The sequence below is a fragment of the Agarivorans sp. D1326 genome, assembly GCF_056958115.1.
Window position 1 is genome coordinate 307,208 of sequence record NZ_JBTWEN010000002.1, and the last position, 16,099, is coordinate 323,306.

At 44.5% G+C, this 16,099-nt stretch carries 18 protein-coding genes and 1 other annotated feature; of the genes, 7 read left to right on the forward strand and 11 right to left on the reverse strand.

Features of this window, described 5'->3' with window-relative positions:
- The first annotated feature begins 49 nt into the window (after positions 1–49).
- Positions 50–1,621, forward strand: a complete 1,572-nt coding sequence (gene nhaB, locus ACYFDN_RS05265; RefSeq protein WP_016401084.1) for a Na(+)/H(+) antiporter NhaB — start codon at positions 50–52, stop codon at positions 1,619–1,621.
- A 51-nt stretch (positions 1,622–1,672) separates the two neighbouring features.
- Positions 1,673–2,182: a disulfide bond formation protein DsbB gene (dsbB, locus tag ACYFDN_RS05270; protein ID WP_483510202.1), complete on the forward strand. Its 510-nt coding sequence runs from the start codon at positions 1,673–1,675 to the stop codon at positions 2,180–2,182.
- Between the two features lie 55 nt (positions 2,183–2,237).
- Here dsbB and ACYFDN_RS05275 read toward each other — a convergent pair whose 3' ends face one another.
- Genes ACYFDN_RS05275 through ACYFDN_RS05290 form a run of 4 tightly spaced genes read right to left on the reverse strand, consistent with a single transcriptional unit; the run spans position 2,238 to position 4,616 of the window.
- Positions 2,238–2,693, reverse strand: a complete 456-nt coding sequence (locus ACYFDN_RS05275; RefSeq protein WP_016401086.1) for a YcgN family cysteine cluster protein — start codon at positions 2,691–2,693, stop codon at positions 2,238–2,240.
- A complete protein-coding gene (locus ACYFDN_RS05280; RefSeq protein WP_483510203.1) occupies positions 2,686–3,351 on the reverse strand; it encodes a fumarylacetoacetate hydrolase family protein in 666 nt (221 codons plus the stop codon). Before ACYFDN_RS05280 ends, ACYFDN_RS05275 begins: the two co-directional genes overlap by 8 nt.
- A 1-nt stretch (position 3,352) precedes the next feature.
- Entirely contained in the window at positions 3,353–4,318 is a 966-nt protein-coding gene (locus ACYFDN_RS05285; RefSeq protein ID WP_483510204.1) for a lytic murein transglycosylase, read from the reverse strand.
- Between the two features lie 10 nt (positions 4,319–4,328).
- A complete protein-coding gene (locus ACYFDN_RS05290) occupies positions 4,329–4,616 on the reverse strand; it encodes a YcgL domain-containing protein (RefSeq protein ID WP_040307002.1) in 288 nt (95 codons plus the stop codon).
- Between the two features lie 113 nt (positions 4,617–4,729).
- On the opposite strand from ACYFDN_RS05290, the gene minC reads away from it, so the two are divergent.
- Genes minC through minE form a run of 3 tightly spaced genes read left to right on the forward strand, consistent with a single transcriptional unit; the run spans position 4,730 to position 6,543 of the window.
- The gene (gene minC / locus ACYFDN_RS05295) at positions 4,730–5,434 is read left to right on the forward strand and encodes a septum site-determining protein MinC (protein WP_483510205.1); all 705 of its coding nucleotides are present in this window, start codon (positions 4,730–4,732) and stop codon (positions 5,432–5,434) included.
- 30 nt (positions 5,435–5,464) lie between these two features.
- The gene (minD, locus tag ACYFDN_RS05300; protein ID WP_016401091.1) at positions 5,465–6,277 is read left to right on the forward strand and encodes a septum site-determining protein MinD; all 813 of its coding nucleotides are present in this window, start codon (positions 5,465–5,467) and stop codon (positions 6,275–6,277) included.
- Between the two features lie 2 nt (positions 6,278–6,279).
- Positions 6,280–6,543 (forward strand): cell division topological specificity factor MinE, encoded by a 264-nt coding sequence (gene minE / locus ACYFDN_RS05305; protein ID WP_016401092.1) that lies wholly within the window; start codon positions 6,280–6,282, stop codon positions 6,541–6,543.
- Here the strand turns inward: minE and rnd are convergent.
- The 7 genes from rnd to ACYFDN_RS05340 all read right to left on the reverse strand — a co-directional run bounded on the left by rnd (position 6,518) and on the right by ACYFDN_RS05340 (position 13,566).
- Positions 6,518–7,639 carry a ribonuclease D gene (rnd, locus tag ACYFDN_RS05310; protein ID WP_483510207.1) on the reverse strand — a complete coding sequence of 374 codons (1,122 nt, stop codon included), beginning with the start codon at positions 7,637–7,639 and terminating at the stop codon, positions 6,518–6,520. The two genes, minE and rnd, sit on opposite strands and share 26 nt — an antisense overlap.
- Before the next feature lie 49 nt (positions 7,640–7,688).
- Positions 7,689–9,350: a long-chain-fatty-acid--CoA ligase FadD gene (fadD, locus tag ACYFDN_RS05315; RefSeq protein WP_221076929.1), complete on the reverse strand. Its 1,662-nt coding sequence runs from the start codon at positions 9,348–9,350 to the stop codon at positions 7,689–7,691.
- Positions 9,351–9,548: 198 nt separating this feature from the next.
- Positions 9,549–10,382 carry an alpha/beta fold hydrolase gene (locus ACYFDN_RS05320; protein ID WP_483510208.1) on the reverse strand — a complete coding sequence of 278 codons (834 nt, stop codon included), beginning with the start codon at positions 10,380–10,382 and terminating at the stop codon, positions 9,549–9,551.
- Between the two features lie 18 nt (positions 10,383–10,400).
- Entirely contained in the window at positions 10,401–10,664 is a 264-nt protein-coding gene (locus ACYFDN_RS05325; protein ID WP_016401096.1) for a hypothetical protein, read from the reverse strand.
- A gap of 16 nt (positions 10,665–10,680) precedes the next feature.
- Positions 10,681–11,370: a tRNA (adenosine(37)-N6)-threonylcarbamoyltransferase complex dimerization subunit type 1 TsaB gene (tsaB, locus tag ACYFDN_RS05330; RefSeq protein WP_483510209.1), complete on the reverse strand. Its 690-nt coding sequence runs from the start codon at positions 11,368–11,370 to the stop codon at positions 10,681–10,683.
- Positions 11,367–13,283, reverse strand: coding sequence for a DNA repair helicase YoaA (gene yoaA / locus ACYFDN_RS05335; protein ID WP_483510210.1), 1,917 nt, complete (start codon positions 13,281–13,283; stop codon positions 11,367–11,369). Before yoaA ends, tsaB begins: the two co-directional genes overlap by 4 nt.
- Positions 13,284–13,350: 67 nt before the next feature.
- Positions 13,351–13,566 (reverse strand): hypothetical protein, encoded by a 216-nt coding sequence (locus tag ACYFDN_RS05340; RefSeq protein ID WP_406608772.1) that lies wholly within the window; start codon positions 13,564–13,566, stop codon positions 13,351–13,353.
- A gap of 191 nt (positions 13,567–13,757) precedes the next feature.
- Positions 13,758–13,885: a sequence feature (His leader region), on the forward strand.
- 21 nt (positions 13,886–13,906) lie between these two features.
- On the opposite strand from ACYFDN_RS05340, the gene hisG reads away from it, so the two are divergent.
- Positions 13,907–14,806: an ATP phosphoribosyltransferase gene (hisG, locus tag ACYFDN_RS05345; protein WP_040307005.1), complete on the forward strand. Its 900-nt coding sequence runs from the start codon at positions 13,907–13,909 to the stop codon at positions 14,804–14,806.
- Positions 14,807–14,811: 5 nt separating this feature from the next.
- Positions 14,812–16,098, forward strand: a complete 1,287-nt coding sequence (hisD, locus tag ACYFDN_RS05350) for a histidinol dehydrogenase (protein WP_483510212.1) — start codon at positions 14,812–14,814, stop codon at positions 16,096–16,098.
- Position 16,099 lies beyond the last annotated feature (1 nt).

Genomic DNA, 16,099 nt, shown 5'->3' on the forward strand with positions numbered 1-16,099 from the left:
TTCGTAGGGGAAACTCGACCTGCCATTTGAACAACAATGAGATTTCAGGATGAATACTAGTCTTTCTAGTGCTTTTGCTAAGAATTTTCTTGGCAATGCACCTTTGTGGTATAAAAAAGCCATTGTTTTATTTCTAATCATTAACCCCATCGTTTTCTATATCAACCCGTTTGCTGCAGGTTGGTTACTCGTTATCGAATTTATTTTTACTCTTGCGATGGCGTTAAAATGTTACCCGCTTCAGCCGGGCGGCCTGCTTGCCATAGAAGCAGTAGCAATAGGCATGACATCCTCTGAAACCGTTAAACATGAATTGGTCGCCAACTTCGAAGTAGTGCTGCTATTGATCTTCATGGTGGCCGGTATTTTCTTCATGAAACAACTGCTGTTGTTTGTTTTCACCAAGATGCTTATCAAAATTAAAGACAAAGCCATTTTGTCTTTAGCCTTTTGTGCAGCCGGCGCCTTTTTATCAGCTTTCTTAGATGCCTTAACCGTAATTGCTGTAGTCATTAGCGTAGCGATTGGCTTCTACAGCATTTATCACAAAGTGGCATCTGGCAAAGATTTTCACCAAAAACATGACCACACTGGCGATGACTTAAGCAGTGATGACTTAGAAGGCTTTCGCGCATTCTTACGTAGCTTAATGATGCATGCGGGTGTAGGTACCGCATTAGGTGGCGTATGTACCATGGTAGGTGAACCGCAAAACCTGATCATTGCAGACCAGTCTAGCTGGCAGTTCTTCGAGTTCTTCCTGAGAATGGCACCGGTATCTCTACCTGTTTTAGTATGTGGATTAATTACCTGTTTTGCGTTAGAAAAAATTGGCAAGTTTGGCTACGGAAGCCAGCTACCAGTAAATGTTCGCCAAATTCTTACCGACTACGATAAACACGAAGATCAAAAACGCACTAACCGTGACCGCGCTAAGCTAATTGTTCAAGCAGTTATTGCTGTATGGTTAATCATTGGTCTAGCACTGCACTTAGCCGCTGTTGGCTTAATTGGTTTATCGGTAATTATTCTGGCTACTTCATTTACTGGCATTACCGAAGAGCATCAACTAGGAAAAGCCTTTGAAGAGGCCCTGCCATTTACTGCCTTGTTAGCGGTGTTCTTCTCTATTGTTGCGGTAATTATTGACTTAGAACTATTTAAGCCAGTGATTCACTGGGTATTGTCGATTGAAAACGAAGGCCAGCTAGTTGCTTTCTACATAGCAAACGGCTTGCTATCGATGGTCAGTGACAATGTATTTGTGGGCACGGTTTACATCAACGAAGTGAAAACAGCTTGGTTGGAAGGACAAATCACCCGAGATCAGTTCGACATGTTAGCGGTAGCGATTAACACCGGTACTAACTTGCCTTCAGTCGCAACACCAAACGGTCAAGCGGCCTTCTTATTCTTACTTACGTCGTCGTTAGCACCATTATTACGCTTATCATACGGCCGCATGGTTTGGATGGCGCTGCCTTATACCTTTGTACTTGCTGGTGTTGGTTTGTTGTGTGTGGAATACGCGCTTATTCCTGCAACTCAATACTTCTACGATATGGGTTGGATCAGCCATCACGTTGCGGGAGCCGCATCGGCGGTTTCTGCTGGACATTAAAAATAAAAACGGCGATGCTTGCATCGCCTTTTTTTATCGGAGTTTCTGATTATGCTCAACTTTTTAAGCAGCATGCCTTACCAACGTAAACCTTGGTTTCTGCTTTTTATTGGTAGCTTATCACTAGAATTGTGTGCCCTATTCTTCCAACACGTAATGAAGCTCGACCCTTGTGTTATGTGTATTTATGAGCGTGTAGCCATGTTTGGTTTAATGTTCGCTGGTCTCATTGGATGGATAGCCCCGCACAATCTCATCATTCGCTTAACAGCATTTGGAATGTGGATAGTAAGCGCAGCTTGTGGCTTACAGCTGGCTATTACTCACACCGATTATCAAATGAACCCTAACCCATTCGCGACGTGTGACTTCTTCGCAAACTTTCCGGAATGGGCGCCATTAGATAAGTGGGTACCTTGGTTATTTAACCCAACAGGCTTCTGTGACAAAATTTCATGGATGTTCTTAGGTTGGTCTATGCCACAGTGGCTTATCTTGATATTTGCGGTGTTCTTAGCAGCAGGAGTGATGTTCTTTGGCCTACAATGGCGCAAAAAATAGCTCACATTAAAAAGCCCGCTTTAAGCGGGCTTTTTATTTGTGCCAATAACCCGAACTACTCACATTCATCTAAAGGCCAGCGCACAATATAATCTTGAGAAGGACCAGTTAATTGCGTTTCGCAAACAATTTTACCGCGTACCGACGCACCTCGTTTATGCATCTCAGAGGCTTTGCCTTTATTAAGTAGTGGATGCCATTGTGGCAAAGGTTTACCTTCAATCAAACGCTTATAAGCGCAACTTGGCGGCAGCCAATGAAAAGCATCAATATCATCTAAGCTTATTTTTACGCAGTCGGGTACTTTAGCAAAACGGTTTTCATAATCACTGCATCGACAGCTTTTACTATTAAGCAATACACAAGCGATGTTGGTGTAATAGAGCTCATCGGTGTCTTCGTCTATCAACTTCGACAAACAACATTTTCCGCAGCCGTCACACAATGACTCCCATTCTTGGGCATTCATCTGCGCCAAGGTTTTGGTTTCCCAAAATCTTACTTCACTCACTTATTACAACCTCTGTTTCTAGCTCTATACCGGCAACGGTTAATGCTAGTTTATCTCCAGCTTCTAAAGGCCCAACACCTGCAGGAGTGCCAGTAAGTAGTACATCACCCGCTTGCAGACTAAAGCACTGAGAGGCTTCAATTAACAACATCTCAATAGGGCGGATCATTTGTTGACTACTGCCCTGTTGTTTTACTGCACCATTTTGTTTTAGCTGCAAGCTAACGTCATCTAATTCACTTAAGCAAGCAATTGGTTTAAAGGCGCTAAGCACACAGCTGCGATCGAAAGCTTTGGCTCGCTCCCAAGGGTGACCACGTTGCTTTAGCTCTAGCTGAATATCTCGAAGGGTTAAATCTAAGGCGGCAGCATAACCCCAAACTGCATCATTTAGCTCAGCTTTAGAGGCATTTTTTAGCGGCTTGCTAATTAACAATGCTAGCTCCAATTCATAATCCACGGCTCCCAAACCCTTAGGGATAGCAACACCATTATCAAAACTAACAAAGGCACTAGGCGGCTTGTTAAATAGCACTGCTTGTTTTACCGGAGCACCGCCCATCTCTTGCATATGCGCAACATAATTTTGCCCAACACATACGGCTTTGCTAGGCCTTAGTGGTATAGCTTTGCCTTCGTTATCAACATGCTGATACATATCAAAACACCGGTGGGTAAGAAATACGATCAGCCAAGGTGCCAACTGCTGCTACGAAATAGTGTGAGCGATTCCACTTCATTAGCACCCGATAGTTTTCATAAGCGAGATAGGCACGGCCTTGCGCATCATCAGGTTGAACAATTGAAGCGCTAATATCCCGTGTAGGTAAATCGCTGCCGTCGTAACGGCGAACCCCTAGAGCTTGCCATTCGGCTAAAGTTTTAGTGATTTTTAGTCCAGAATTGCTGACATCATAATCTTTAGGAAGCTGAACTTGGCGACCCCAGGTTAGATCATCACTCCAGCCGCTTTGCGCCAAATAATTTGCAGCAGAGGCTAAGGCGTCAGCGGTATTGTTCCAAATATCGCTATTACCATCGCCGTCAAAATCTTGCGCGTAAGCGAGAAACGAGCTTGGCATAAACTGCACTTGGCCCATTGCCCCGGCCCAAGAGCCTTTCATTTTGTTCGGCTCAATATGACCAGCATCTAGAATACGAAGCGCATTCATCAGTTCTTTTTTGAAAAACGCTTCGCGACGCCCTTCAAAAGACATAGTTGAAAGCGCAGACACTACATTGTAGTTGCCAGTAAACTTACCAAAGTTAGATTCTACGCCCCATAAGGCAATAATAAAGCGAGGCTGCACCTTATACTTTTTTTCTATCTCTTTTAGCAAAGGGTAATGCTTTTTGTATAAAGCTCGCGCTTGTTGCACCTTCCAATCGGGAACGGCTCGCGGCAGGTATGTGTCTAAAGTAAGTTTAAACTCTGGTTGCTGCTTATCTGCCTTTACCGCACGTTGGTAAAATTTAGTATTAGTAAAAGCTGCATCGATGGTTTGCTGAGATATCCCCTGCTCTGCCGCTTCTAATTTAAGTTGTTCAACGTAGTTATCAAAGCCCGGTTCAGCGTGTAACGAGAAGGCAGCCGAGAAGAGCACCGCACTGATAATTTTTTTCACTAACGTCCCCTTATTGTTTATTTTTAGCTTTAGCCTGCGCGGCCAAATGCTGTTTAAGATAATTCTCTGGAGGTGGTGGTAGTTGTAAATAGTAGCCTTGTTCTTTAAACGCGGCTTCTATGGCGTCGATTTTTACACTAGCAAAATCTTTTGTTGGTCGTTTAGGCACCAACATAACTAGCTCCTTAGCGCCCATTAATTCAATTAACGAGGCCGGAACTTTCGAAAAATCGTCTTTCTTCTCAATATAGAGATAAGTTTGCTGTTTTTTGAGACTTTTATAGACTGCACAGAACATGAAAATGTTAGTATCCTAGGCACTGATCAGGTTATGCTAAAACGCAGACTATATCAGAATATATGGTGTAGCGTCATCGCTCGTATACAAATGTAAAAAGGAATCCGCTGTTCATGTCCGGACAGGAAATAGAGTTTAAAGGGACAAACTTTACCCTTTCAGTCGTTTACTTAGGAAAAAATGATTTAACGTCATTAAATAACAAACTTATGGAGAAGGTGGCACAAGCCCCGCAGTTCTTCAATTGTGCTCCTATCGTAGTAAATATTAGTGAAGTGGATGATGCGTTTGACTTCGACCAACTTAAAGAAGTAGTTGAAGCTCAAGACTTTGTATTAGTGGGTGTAACTGGCTGTAAAACCGCTGAGCAAAAAACCGCAGCTCGTGCTGCCGGCTTGGCTGTGATGACCAGTGGCTCGCAACAAGCTACTGCTAAACCAAACAAACCAACAGAAGAAAAAGCCCCCACTCCTCCCGCTGCTCCTTCGGTAGTTCCCAGTAAAATTGTTCGCGGCCAAATTCGCTCTGGCCAACAAATTTATGCACAAAATACCGACTTAGTAGTGATTGGCTCCGTAGGAAATGGAGCCGAAGTAATCGCAGATGGCAACATACATATATACGGCGCGTTAAGAGGCCGAGCCATCGCTGGCGCAAGTGGTAGAAAAGACAGCAAGATTTTCTGCCAAAACTTGCAAGCAGAACTTATTTCAATTGCTGGTGTTTATATGCTGCATGAGCAAATCGGCGAGCATGCCGATTCTCCGCAATGCATTCAAATAGAAGACCAGCAAATCGTATTTGGTAATTTAAGTTAACCCCGTTAACGAATTTATAAAGGAAAGATAATGGCTAAGATTATCGTTGTAACCTCAGGAAAAGGTGGCGTAGGTAAAACAACCTCCAGTGCTGCTATTGGTACTGGTCTCGCCATCAAAGGTTTTAAAACAGTAATCATCGATTTTGATATTGGCTTACGTAACCTCGATTTAATTATGGGTTGTGAACGTCGAGTCGTTTACGATTTTGTTAACGTAATTAAGGGCGAATCTAATCTTAATCAATCGTTGATTAAAGATAAGCGCACCGACAACCTATACATTTTGCCAGCATCGCAAACTCGCGATAAAGACGCGTTAACTAAAGAAGGCGTGGAAAAAGTATTAGACGATTTAGCCGAACAAGGTTTCGACTACATTGTTTGTGATTCGCCAGCTGGTATCGAAACCGGTGCAATCATGGCTTTGTACTTCGCCGATGAAGCGATTGTAACAACTAACCCAGAAGTTTCTTCAGTGCGAGATTCAGACCGAATTTTGGGCATGTTGGCCAGCAAATCAAAACGTGCCGAACAAGGCAAAGAGCCGGTTAAAGAACACCTACTATTAACTCGCTACAACCCAGAAAGGGTAAACCGTGGCGATATGTTAAGTGTTGAAGACGTGCAAGACATTCTGGCTATTCCTTTGCTTGGAGTGATTCCTGAATCTCCAGCTGTGCTAAAAGCGTCAAACTCGGGTGAACCAGTGATTTTAGACAGCGAAAGCGATGCAGGTTTAGCTTACGACGATGCGGTAAGCCGTTTAATTGGTGAAAGTGTAGATTTCCGCTTTTTAGAAGAACAAAAGAAAGGCCTATTTAGCCGTATATTTGGAGGATAACAATGTCTCTTTTAGACTACTTTCGAACGTCAAAACAGTCTAAAACGGCGGCAACCGCCAAAGAACGACTGCAGATTATTGTTGCCCACGAACGTGGACAACGCAGTGGGCCTGATTACTTGCCTGCGATGAAGCAAGACATTATAGAAGTAATTAAAAAGTACGTAGATATTAACTCAGACCAAGTGAATGTTAGCTTGGACAACAAGAGCGAAGATATAAGCGTACTTGAGCTAAATATTACGCTTCCTGAGCAACGTGATTAGCAAATAAAGGCTGACGCCAACCGGTAAGTAAAAGAGGTAGCTCCGCTGCTTGCCGGTCTTCTTTCCAAAGCCAAGACAAATACTGATTGAGCATTTTCTTACTCGCCAATACATCTTCTGGTAACCCTGATTCCTCGGCAACTTTAGCCACTACTTTTTTAAGCTCTTGAATACTTTTCTTGTAATCTGGGTAATCAACAATACGTCTAATGGCCTGTGGAAAATCTACAGTTTTAGTCTGCTGCCCTTGTTTAACTAACTTTAATAAGCGCTGCCCATGTATCCGCAATTCTTGCGGTGGCAAACCAAGGCGCTGAAGTTGTTCCATAGTACTTGGCTGATAACGCGCCAAGGCCCACAAACTATCACCATGAACAACATTGTTAATGGCTAAATCTCGGCTAGCAGCTTGTTGGGCGCGCCAACGCGCTAATACTTGCAAAACAGCAAGTTGCTGCGGGTTTAGCTTCCAAGCATTCTTAATATCTTTATAGGCTTCGTCTTGATTAAACACCCGCTTTTTAAGCGCAGCCAAACGCGCACTTTCTTCAAGCGCGGCATCAAAACGCCCTTCATCTTTAAGCTGTTGTTGAATCTTTAAATAGGCAGGTAAGAGGTAAATAACATCCAAAGCCGCATATTCTAATTGAGAAGAGCGTAAGGGACGTGCTAACCAGTCGGTACGCGATTCGCCTTTATCTAATTGAATATCCAACTCTGTATCAATAAAGCGCTGATAACCTAAGCTAATACCGTGACCTAGAAAAGCGGCCCCAACTTGCGTATCAAATACACTAAGACCAAACTTGCCGCTCACTCGCTGAATGATTTCGAGATCTTCACTAAAGGCGTGAAGTACCCAATGGTGCTTAGCCAATGCTTCCCACAAGGGCGCCATTTCTACTTTTAGAGGATCAATCAAATAGCATTGTTGGCCATCAAAGATTTGCAGTAAACCAAGCTGAGCGTAGTAAGTACGAGTGCGAACAAACTCTGTGTCAATGGCGAGTACCATTGCCTCTTGCTCATTTAAAAAATGCAACAGAGGCGCAAGTTGCGCCTCTGTTTCTATCATATCGAAGTTTACGTCTGCCAAAATTACGGCGTCCTAGTGGAAAGCATCTTAATAATCACCATTTTACGGTTTATGCCTCTTCACGCAAGGCTCTACGTAAGATCTTACCCACATTTGTTTTAGGAAGTTCATCTCTAAACTCCACCAACTTAGGTACTTTATAAGCAGTAAGAAACTCACGGCAATGCTCGATAACTTGTTTCTCGGTAAGCGACTCATCCTTCTTAACCACAAAAACTTTTACCGTTTCGCCGCTAACATCGTTTGGAACACCTACCGCTGCAACTTCTAGTACCTTGGCATTACTGGCCACCACTTCTTCCACTTCATTAGGGAATACGTTAAAGCCCGATACCAAAATCATGTCTTTTTTACGGTCCACAATGTGGAAGAAACCTTGTTCATCTACTGTGGCAATATCACCGGTAGCAAACCAGCCTCCTGGCATTGATTCTTCGGTAGCTTCAGGGCGCTGCCAATAGCCCTGCATAACCTGCGGGCCTTTAACCAAGATCTCACCTGATTCTCCATCAGCCACTTCCTCTCCATCTTCGCCAACTAATTTAATGTCAGTAGAAGGAGCCGGAAGGCCAATACTGCCGTTATAAGCTTCTAAGTCATAAGGGCATACGGTTACCAACGGCGCACATTCGGTTAAACCGTAACCTTCGATCAATCGAGAGCCGGTGACTTCCTGCCAACGCTCTGCAACTGCACGCTGCACCGACATGCCACCACCTAATGAAAGGCGTAAACGTGAGAAATCGAGCTTGGCAAAATCTTCATGATTAAGCAGCGCGTTAAACAAAGTATTCACGCCTGTAATGGCGGTAAATGGGGTTTTAGCCAACTCTTTAGTAAATGTAGGAATATCGCGAGGATTGGTAATGAGAAGGTTCTGACAACCCATTGCGAAAAACACCATGCAGTTAGCCGTTAAGGCAAAGATATGGTAGAGCGGCAACGCGGTTACCACTACCTCTTTGCCTTCGCGCAAACAAGGGCCAACAATGCCTAAAGCTTGCAGTAAATTGGCCACCATATTTTTATGTGACAACATGGCACCTTTAGCCACACCGGTTGTGCCACCCGTGTATTGTAAAAAGGCTAAATCTTCGCTTTGGATCTCTGGGCGAACATATTGTAAATGCTGACCTTTCGACAATACATAACGCAAAGATTGTGCATGTGGCAAATGATACTTAGGCACCATTTTTTTCACATACTTAACTACAAAGTTAACTAAGGTACGTTTAGTGGCAGAGAGCTGATCGCCTAAGCGAGTTAGCACTACATGCTCTACCCCGGTTTCTTCAACAATTTCTTCTAGTATGTGAGCAAAGTTAGAGACAATTACAATGGCTTTTGCACCGCTATCATTTAGCTGATGTTTAAGCTCGCGTGGGGTATACAGCGGGTTTACATTCACCACAACCATGCCGGCACGTAAAGCACCAAACAAACAGATAGGATACTGCAGCAGATTGGGCATCATTAAGGCAACGCGGTCACCCGCTTTTAGCTTTAATTCGTTTTGAAGATAAGCAGCAAAGGCTCGAGATTGCTCTTCGAGGCGGCGATAGGTCATCACCTGGCCCATGTTAATAAATGCTACTCTGTCGGCATGTTTGGCTGCGCCTTCTTCGAAGACATCAAGCAATGTTTGATAACGTGCTGAGTCTATCTCTGCAGGAACATCCTTAGGGTATCGATTAAGCCAAACCTTATCCACGCAGTTCTCCTAAACAATTCAATTACATTAAGTATAAATTGCCCACCAAGTTTAATGTGAATTTTATTATGCACTTGGCGACATTACTGGCCTTAGAGCTTTAGCTCTAAGATTTCAAACGATTGTTTCATACGGCGTTTAAAATAACAATATATTAACATTAAGCGTAGAGTGTAAGTTCAAAAACAGTGAAGTGCTTCAAACAATTGTTTTAATAAAGTCGCGAAGTAACTGAGCAGTAGCAAGCGGATTTTGCATATGCAGGTGGTGCCCACCACTTAGTAGTTGTGTTTGAATATTGTTAAACCATTGCTGGCGCAAGGCAATGTAATCTGGCTTAAGTAAAGGATACTCATTTGCTGCTAGCAATAAACAAGGTGTTACAACTGCTTGGCAAATCTGTTTGGCTTGTTCTTCACTAAAACGTAAGGGTGAGCTAAGTTTTAATTTTTCGTCATGCCGCCAATACCACAACCCTTCACGCTGAATAGTGGCGCGCTCTACTAGTAAGCGGCTATTTTCAGCGCTAATAGCGTTAGTTTTAGCTCGCAAGGCCACGGCATAATCTAGCTCTGCAAAACCTTTGGCGGGTTTTAGCTGCTGTCTTTGACGAATCGCTTTAGCTAAATGCGTAGACGTTTGATGGCTTGCCAAACTTAAAGGTCCAATGCCATCAATACATACTAAGCCACTAAGTTGCTCAGGAAATGCCGCAGCAAAGCAACTGGCCACAAGCGCTCCCAAAGAATGGCCAATTAAGATAACTGGTTTACTAAGGTTGAGCTCATTTAATGCAACATACACATCGTCTACGTAGTCAACAAAGTGATAATAATCTTGTCGGTGTGGTGAAAGGCCATGTCCAGGAAAGTCTAAAGCAATACAGTGACTATTAGGTAGCTCGTGAATAACAGGAATGAAACTAGCAGCGTTGTCCATCCAACCATGCAACATCAATAAACAGTATGGGCTGTCAGTTGTTTGTTCTAGGTAAGCAAGTTTGCTTTTGGGAAGGCAGGATTCACTGTGCATGGATAAGGGAAAGCCGAGTTAGGCAAACAAGTCGATGCCGAACATTTCATTTACCTGTTGGCGCTTAAGTTGATTAGCAACATCTTGATAGTGAGACACAGCCTCTCCGCCACTGCCAATATTTTGGTCATAGCGGAGCTTTTCTACACTTTTTTCATCCATTACCGCCCATGGCACTACACCTTTTGGCGCTTGAGTAGCGGTACTTAACTCAGTACTACTACTTGCCTGCTTAACTTTAGGCTGTTGCGGTATGGGCTGGCCAAGGCCCTGAATTTTCAAACTTTTTATCCTTTAACTATTCTCTACCTGGAAGCTTTTTCCAAGTGACTTTATCTCGAAGATACACCGGTTCTGCGTTTTCGGCAGCAACAAGGTCGCCACGTTCAAAAGCATATTGAGCATAACTAAGCATATCTCGTGCCGCCGGGTATAACACCGAATCTAGCACGCTTACGCCAGAAAATTGACCACTCAATAGTTCTTTATAGGTTTGCCAACCAGTGCCAACAGCTGCGGCCTTATTGGCACTTGCTTCGAGTAGCTCAGGCTTAATCACTAACTCTTGGCCAACCAAGCGCATCAAACCATCTTCTAGGTGATATTCACCCCAGTATACTTCGCCCATGCGTGCATCAATGGCAGCCAAGCAACGCTCTGTGGCATGGTTAACATAAGCTTGCTGCGCCATGGCTTGCAACGTTGACACTGCAACCATCGGTTTATCTGCCCCAAATGCCAAACCTTGCGCGGTAGCTACGCCAATACGTACACCGGTAAAACTGCCTGGCCCGCGGCCAAAAGCAATGGCATCCAGTTGAGTTAAGCTTACGCCTGCTTCCGCTAATACTTGCTCCACAAACGGCAAGATCTTTTGAGTGTGGTCGCGTGGGCTGTATTCTTGCTTGCTGATCACTTCACCCTTCCATTGCAAGGCAACAGAGCAGTTTTCGGTTGAAGTATCTAAAGCTAATATATTGGCTGTCATGTTTCCTCAGCGTCTTTTTTAACAAATTCTAGAACTTTTGATAGCTCTCTTGTGCGGGGCATAGCCGGTAAGCTACTAATAAATAAAGAACCATATTCGCGGTTTACTAGGCGATTGTCACAAATAATCACCACGCCGTGATCGGCCTGAGTTCGAATCAAGCGCCCCACTCCTTGCTTCAAGCTTATTACAGCTTGCGGCAAATATACCTGACGAAAAGGATCTCCGCCACGCAAACGGCAATCTTCACTTTTAGCTTTAAGTAAGGGATCATCGGGTGCAGCAAACGGTAACTTATCGATGATGACACACGACAAGGCCTTACCGGGTACGTCTACACCTTCCCAGAAAGTACTTGTTGCTACTAACACGGCGTTGCCATCTTCAACGAACTCGCTAAGCAGCTCTTGTTTGCCAGCTTCCCCTTGCACCAATACCAATAACTCAGTGCGTTGCCTTAGCTCAGCGGCAACTTTTTGAATCATGCGATGACTGGTACACAAAAAGAAACAACGGCCGCCGTTAGCTTCTATTACCGGGGCAAGCTGATCTAGCATCAGCTGCTCGGCATTATGCTGCTTAGTGTCTGGCAAGTAGCGTGGCACACAGAGTAAGGCTTGTTTTTGATAATCGAAAGGGCTGTCGAGCAGCATGCTGCTCGCATCTTTTAAACCCATTTGGGTTTGGAAATGTTGAAAGTTGCCATCAACAGCCAAAGTAGCTGAAGTAAATACCCAAGCGGCGTTGCGATCTTCCACTTCACTATTAAAGCGCTCTGCAATATTTAAGGGCGTAATGTTTAAGGTGAAATGCTGACGCGTAGTCTCGTACCAATAACTAAAACCAGTTTTATCTACGTCCATTACCTTGTCGAACAAACTGCGCATTTTAGCTAAACGTTCAAAACAAGCGTCAGCTAATTCACTGCGTGAAAGCGCCAGCTTGAGCACTTGATAAACAAAGTCCATGTCTTCACGTAAATCTTGCATCATCTCGCCAAAGCGTTTTTGTTTAGCAAGTGGACGCCATTCACCTCGGTCTCGCAAACCTTCAAAAGCGAGTCGGCATTGGCGAATACGACGCTCTAGCTTTTGTGAGGCTTTTTGTAATTGCGCCATATCGCGAAGGTCGGTTTTATAACTCAACTCTATATCGTTACATAAATCGAGGATCTGGCGGCTAGAGAAGTGCTGGCCAAAATAGCTGGCTGCAATGTCCGGTAACTGGTGTGCTTCATCAAAAATAAAGGCATCAGCTTCTGGAATCAGTTCACCAAAGCCTGTTTCTTTAACCACCATGTCGGCAAAAAATAAATGGTGATTTACTACCACCAAATCAGCTTCCATGGCGCGATTACGCGCTTTAACCAAATAGCACTCTTTGTAAGATGGGCAATCTCTGCCAAGGCAATTGTCGTTGGTGCTAGTTATAAGGGGGAATACATCTGCCCGCTCAGCCACCGGGCCTAAGTCGCTAATGTCACCACTTTCTTCACCTTGCGCCCAACTTTTGATTTTGACTAGCTCCGCCAAGGTAGCTCTGTCTTGGCCACTGCTGTAGTGCGAAAAGCTGTTTAGCCTTTCAATACACAAATAGTTAGCGCGCCCTTTTAGTAAGGCAATCGATTGATTGTACTTAAGGGCTTTTTGCATGCGTGGTAGGTCTTTAGTAAACAGCTGGTCTTGCAAGGCTTTACTACCGGTACTGATTACTATTTTTTTGCCGCTATCCATAGCTGGAACAAGGTAAGCAAAGGTTTTACCGGTGCCGGTCCCCGCTTCTACCAGCAAACTACCGCGGTCATCTATAGCCTGCGCTACTGCGTTGGCCATTTCACCTTGTTGAGGACGAGGAGAGAAGCCATCAATGGCCTTGGAGAGTAATCCATCTTTGGCGAAATATTGCTGTTTCAATCTAAATTCCGGCAAGCAAAAGTCGCCGCAACTATACCAGCCGAATTAGCCGAGACCAAACTTAAAACTAAACAAACAAGTCAATGTTATGTGGGTCGTCGGGATCTGGCTTTCTTTTCTGCGCTTGCTGTTGGTCTTGACCAGTTTTAGGCCGCACTTGTATATCATTGTGCGCGCTAGTTTTACCCTTTTTAACCACTTTCGTCGTTTTAATAGGCGGCGCCTTACCGTCAGGCTTTGCAGGTGCCCTAGGCAAAATAGGTAGTATCGCATCTTGGCTCACAACTACAGCTCCTTTTATGGCTTCCTTTACTATATTATCGGTTAAATTTTAAACAACTTTAATCTATTCATAAAAAGGCGTTAAAAAAGGTTGCAATTTAGCGCTAGCTTGGTAACTTTATGCCCATTATTGCCATCAAGGCAAAACTCACGTTGACAGGAACGTTACATGATTTTTAACCAACTGAAGCATCATCACCACCATCATCCAGAATAAGCTTCAGGCGGTTATCTGCTGGAAGCTTGTAAGACGCTTCCGGTGGTAGAATATAACAATATTGCAAACCCCCGGAAGGTAATCCTCCCGGGGGTTTTTTAGTATTATAATTAGGGACATAAACATGACAGAGCAAAAACGACTACGCATCGCCATCCAAAAATCAGGACGTCTAAGCGATGACTCACAGGCACTATTAAAAAGCTGCGGAATGAAAATCAATCTCCGCCAACAACGCCTAATTGCCCACTCAGAAAACATGCCAGTAGATCTACTACGTGTGCGCGATGACGATATCCCAGGCCTAGTTATGGACGGCGTGGTTGATTTCGGTATCGTTGGCGAAAACGTACTAGAAGAAGAAACCATGTTGCGCACCGCGCAAAATGAACCTACCGAATGTGACATTCTAAAACGCTTAGACTTTGGTGATTGCCGCTTCTCTTTAGCAGTAGCAGAAGAATTTGATTACACCGGCCCACAATGTTTGGCTAATAAACGCATTGCCACTAGCTACCCAGGTATTCTAAAGCGCTACTTAGACGAACAAGGCGTACCGTTTTCAACTTGTATGTTGGCAGGCTCGGTTGAAGTAGCCACTCGCGCTGGCTTAGCTGATGCAATTTGTGACTTGGTATCTACCGGGGCAACGTTAGAAGCTAACGGCCTTAAAGAAGTAGAAGTAATTTATCGCTCACAAGCAGTTTTAATTAAATCTAAAAATAAGCTTAGTGACGAGCACCAAGAGCTGTTAGATCGCTTACTAATGCGTATGCAAGGCACCATGGAAGCAAAAGAAAGCAAATACATCATGCTACATGCGCCAAAAACACATCTTGACCAGATCGTTGACTTACTGCCAGGCAGCGAGCACCCAACAGTATTAGCGCTTGCCGGCGACGAAGATAAAGTAGCTCTGCATGTAGTAAGTACCGAGAACCTGTTCTGGGAAACCATGGAGAAGCTAAAAACCTTAGGTGCTAGCTCTATCCTAGTGATGCCAATCGAGAAGATGTTGAGATAACCACCATGCAAACGGTAATTTGGAAGCAACTTAATTCAGAGCAACAACTACAGGTGCTGTCCCGCCCTGCGGTTAATAGCTCAACCGACATTGCCGGAATTGTTGCCGATGTAGTAAGCCAAGTTCGTGAACAAGGCGACAAAGCCCTAATCGCTTTAGCTGCCAAGTTTGATAACACCGAACTTAACGCTGTAAGAATATCTCAACAAGAGATAGAAGCAGCGGAGCAAGGTTTAAGTGAAGAATTTAAACAAGCTGTAGCGCAAGCCAAAGCTAACATTGAAGTTTTTCACCAAGCGCAAAAGCCGCAGCCAATTAGCCTAGAAACCCAACCAGGGGTGCGTTGCGAAATGCACTACGCAGCCATTGGCAATGTAGGTTTATATGTGCCTGGTGGCACTGCGCCACTGCCTTCAACGGTATTAATGTTAGCCATTCCTGCCCGCATTGCTGGCTGTAAAAAAGTGGTATTAAGCTCTCCACCACCCATTGCGCCAGAAATCCTTTATACCGCTAACTTATGTGGTGTAGACGAAGTATATGCAGCAGGTGGCGCGCAAGCGATTGCAGCCATGGCCTATGGCACCGAGAGTGTTAGTAAGGCAGACAAAATATTTGGTCCGGGTAATGCTTATGTAACGCAAGCCAAACAGCAGGTTAGCGGCGACCACGCTGGGGCCGCCATTGATATGCCAGCAGGCCCTTCTGAGGTGTTGGTTATCGCAGATGATAAAGCTAATCCAGCTTTTGTTGCTGCCGATTTACTCTCGCAAGCCGAACACGGCCCAGATTCACAAGTAATCTTGGTAACAACTTCAGAGCAACAAGCCGAAGCGGTTAATCAAGAATTGGCTCGACAGTTAGCGCTGCTTAGTCGTAATAACATTGCCGACCAAGCTTTGTCGCACAGTACTGCCATTGTAGTGAACGACTTAGCCCAAGCAGTGCAAGTAAGTAACCTTTACGGCCCAGAGCACCTCATTGTTCAAACCGAGCAAGCGCGTGATTTACTGCCAGAGATTGAAAACGCGGGAAGCGTATTTTTAGGTGAATGGACGCCAGAATCAGTAGGCGATTACGCCAGTGGCACCAACCACACCTTGCCTACTTACGGCTACACTCGCACCTACTCTAGCCTTGGCACTCTAGACTTTATGAAACGTTTCACAGTTCAAGAGTTAAGCCAGCAAGGTCTAAAAGACTTAAGCCGTGCAGTAGTGCCTATAGCCAACGCAGAAGGGCTAGACGCCCACCGCAGAGCGGTTACCATGCGCCTAGGCGAGGAGCAATAAT

Coding starts and splice junctions, on each gene's coding strand:
- nhaB (WP_016401084.1), top strand. CDS start 50: ATGAATACTAGTCTTTCTAGTGCTTTTGCTAAGAATTTTCTTGGCAAT.
- dsbB (WP_483510202.1), top strand. CDS start 1,673: ATGCTCAACTTTTTAAGCAGCATGCCTTACCAACGTAAACCTTGGTTT.
- ACYFDN_RS05280 (WP_483510203.1), bottom strand. CDS start 3,351: ATGTATCAGCATGTTGATAACGAAGGCAAAGCTATACCACTAAGGCCT.
- ACYFDN_RS05290 (WP_040307002.1), bottom strand. CDS start 4,616: ATGTTCTGTGCAGTCTATAAAAGTCTCAAAAAACAGCAAACTTATCTC.
- minC (WP_483510205.1), top strand. CDS start 4,730: ATGTCCGGACAGGAAATAGAGTTTAAAGGGACAAACTTTACCCTTTCA.
- minD (WP_016401091.1), top strand. CDS start 5,465: ATGGCTAAGATTATCGTTGTAACCTCAGGAAAAGGTGGCGTAGGTAAA.
- minE (WP_016401092.1), top strand. CDS start 6,280: ATGTCTCTTTTAGACTACTTTCGAACGTCAAAACAGTCTAAAACGGCG.
- ACYFDN_RS05320 (WP_483510208.1), bottom strand. CDS start 10,382: ATGCACAGTGAATCCTGCCTTCCCAAAAGCAAACTTGCTTACCTAGAA.
- tsaB (WP_483510209.1), bottom strand. CDS start 11,370: ATGACAGCCAATATATTAGCTTTAGATACTTCAACCGAAAACTGCTCT.
- hisG (WP_040307005.1), top strand. CDS start 13,907: ATGACAGAGCAAAAACGACTACGCATCGCCATCCAAAAATCAGGACGT.
- hisD (WP_483510212.1), top strand. CDS start 14,812: ATGCAAACGGTAATTTGGAAGCAACTTAATTCAGAGCAACAACTACAG.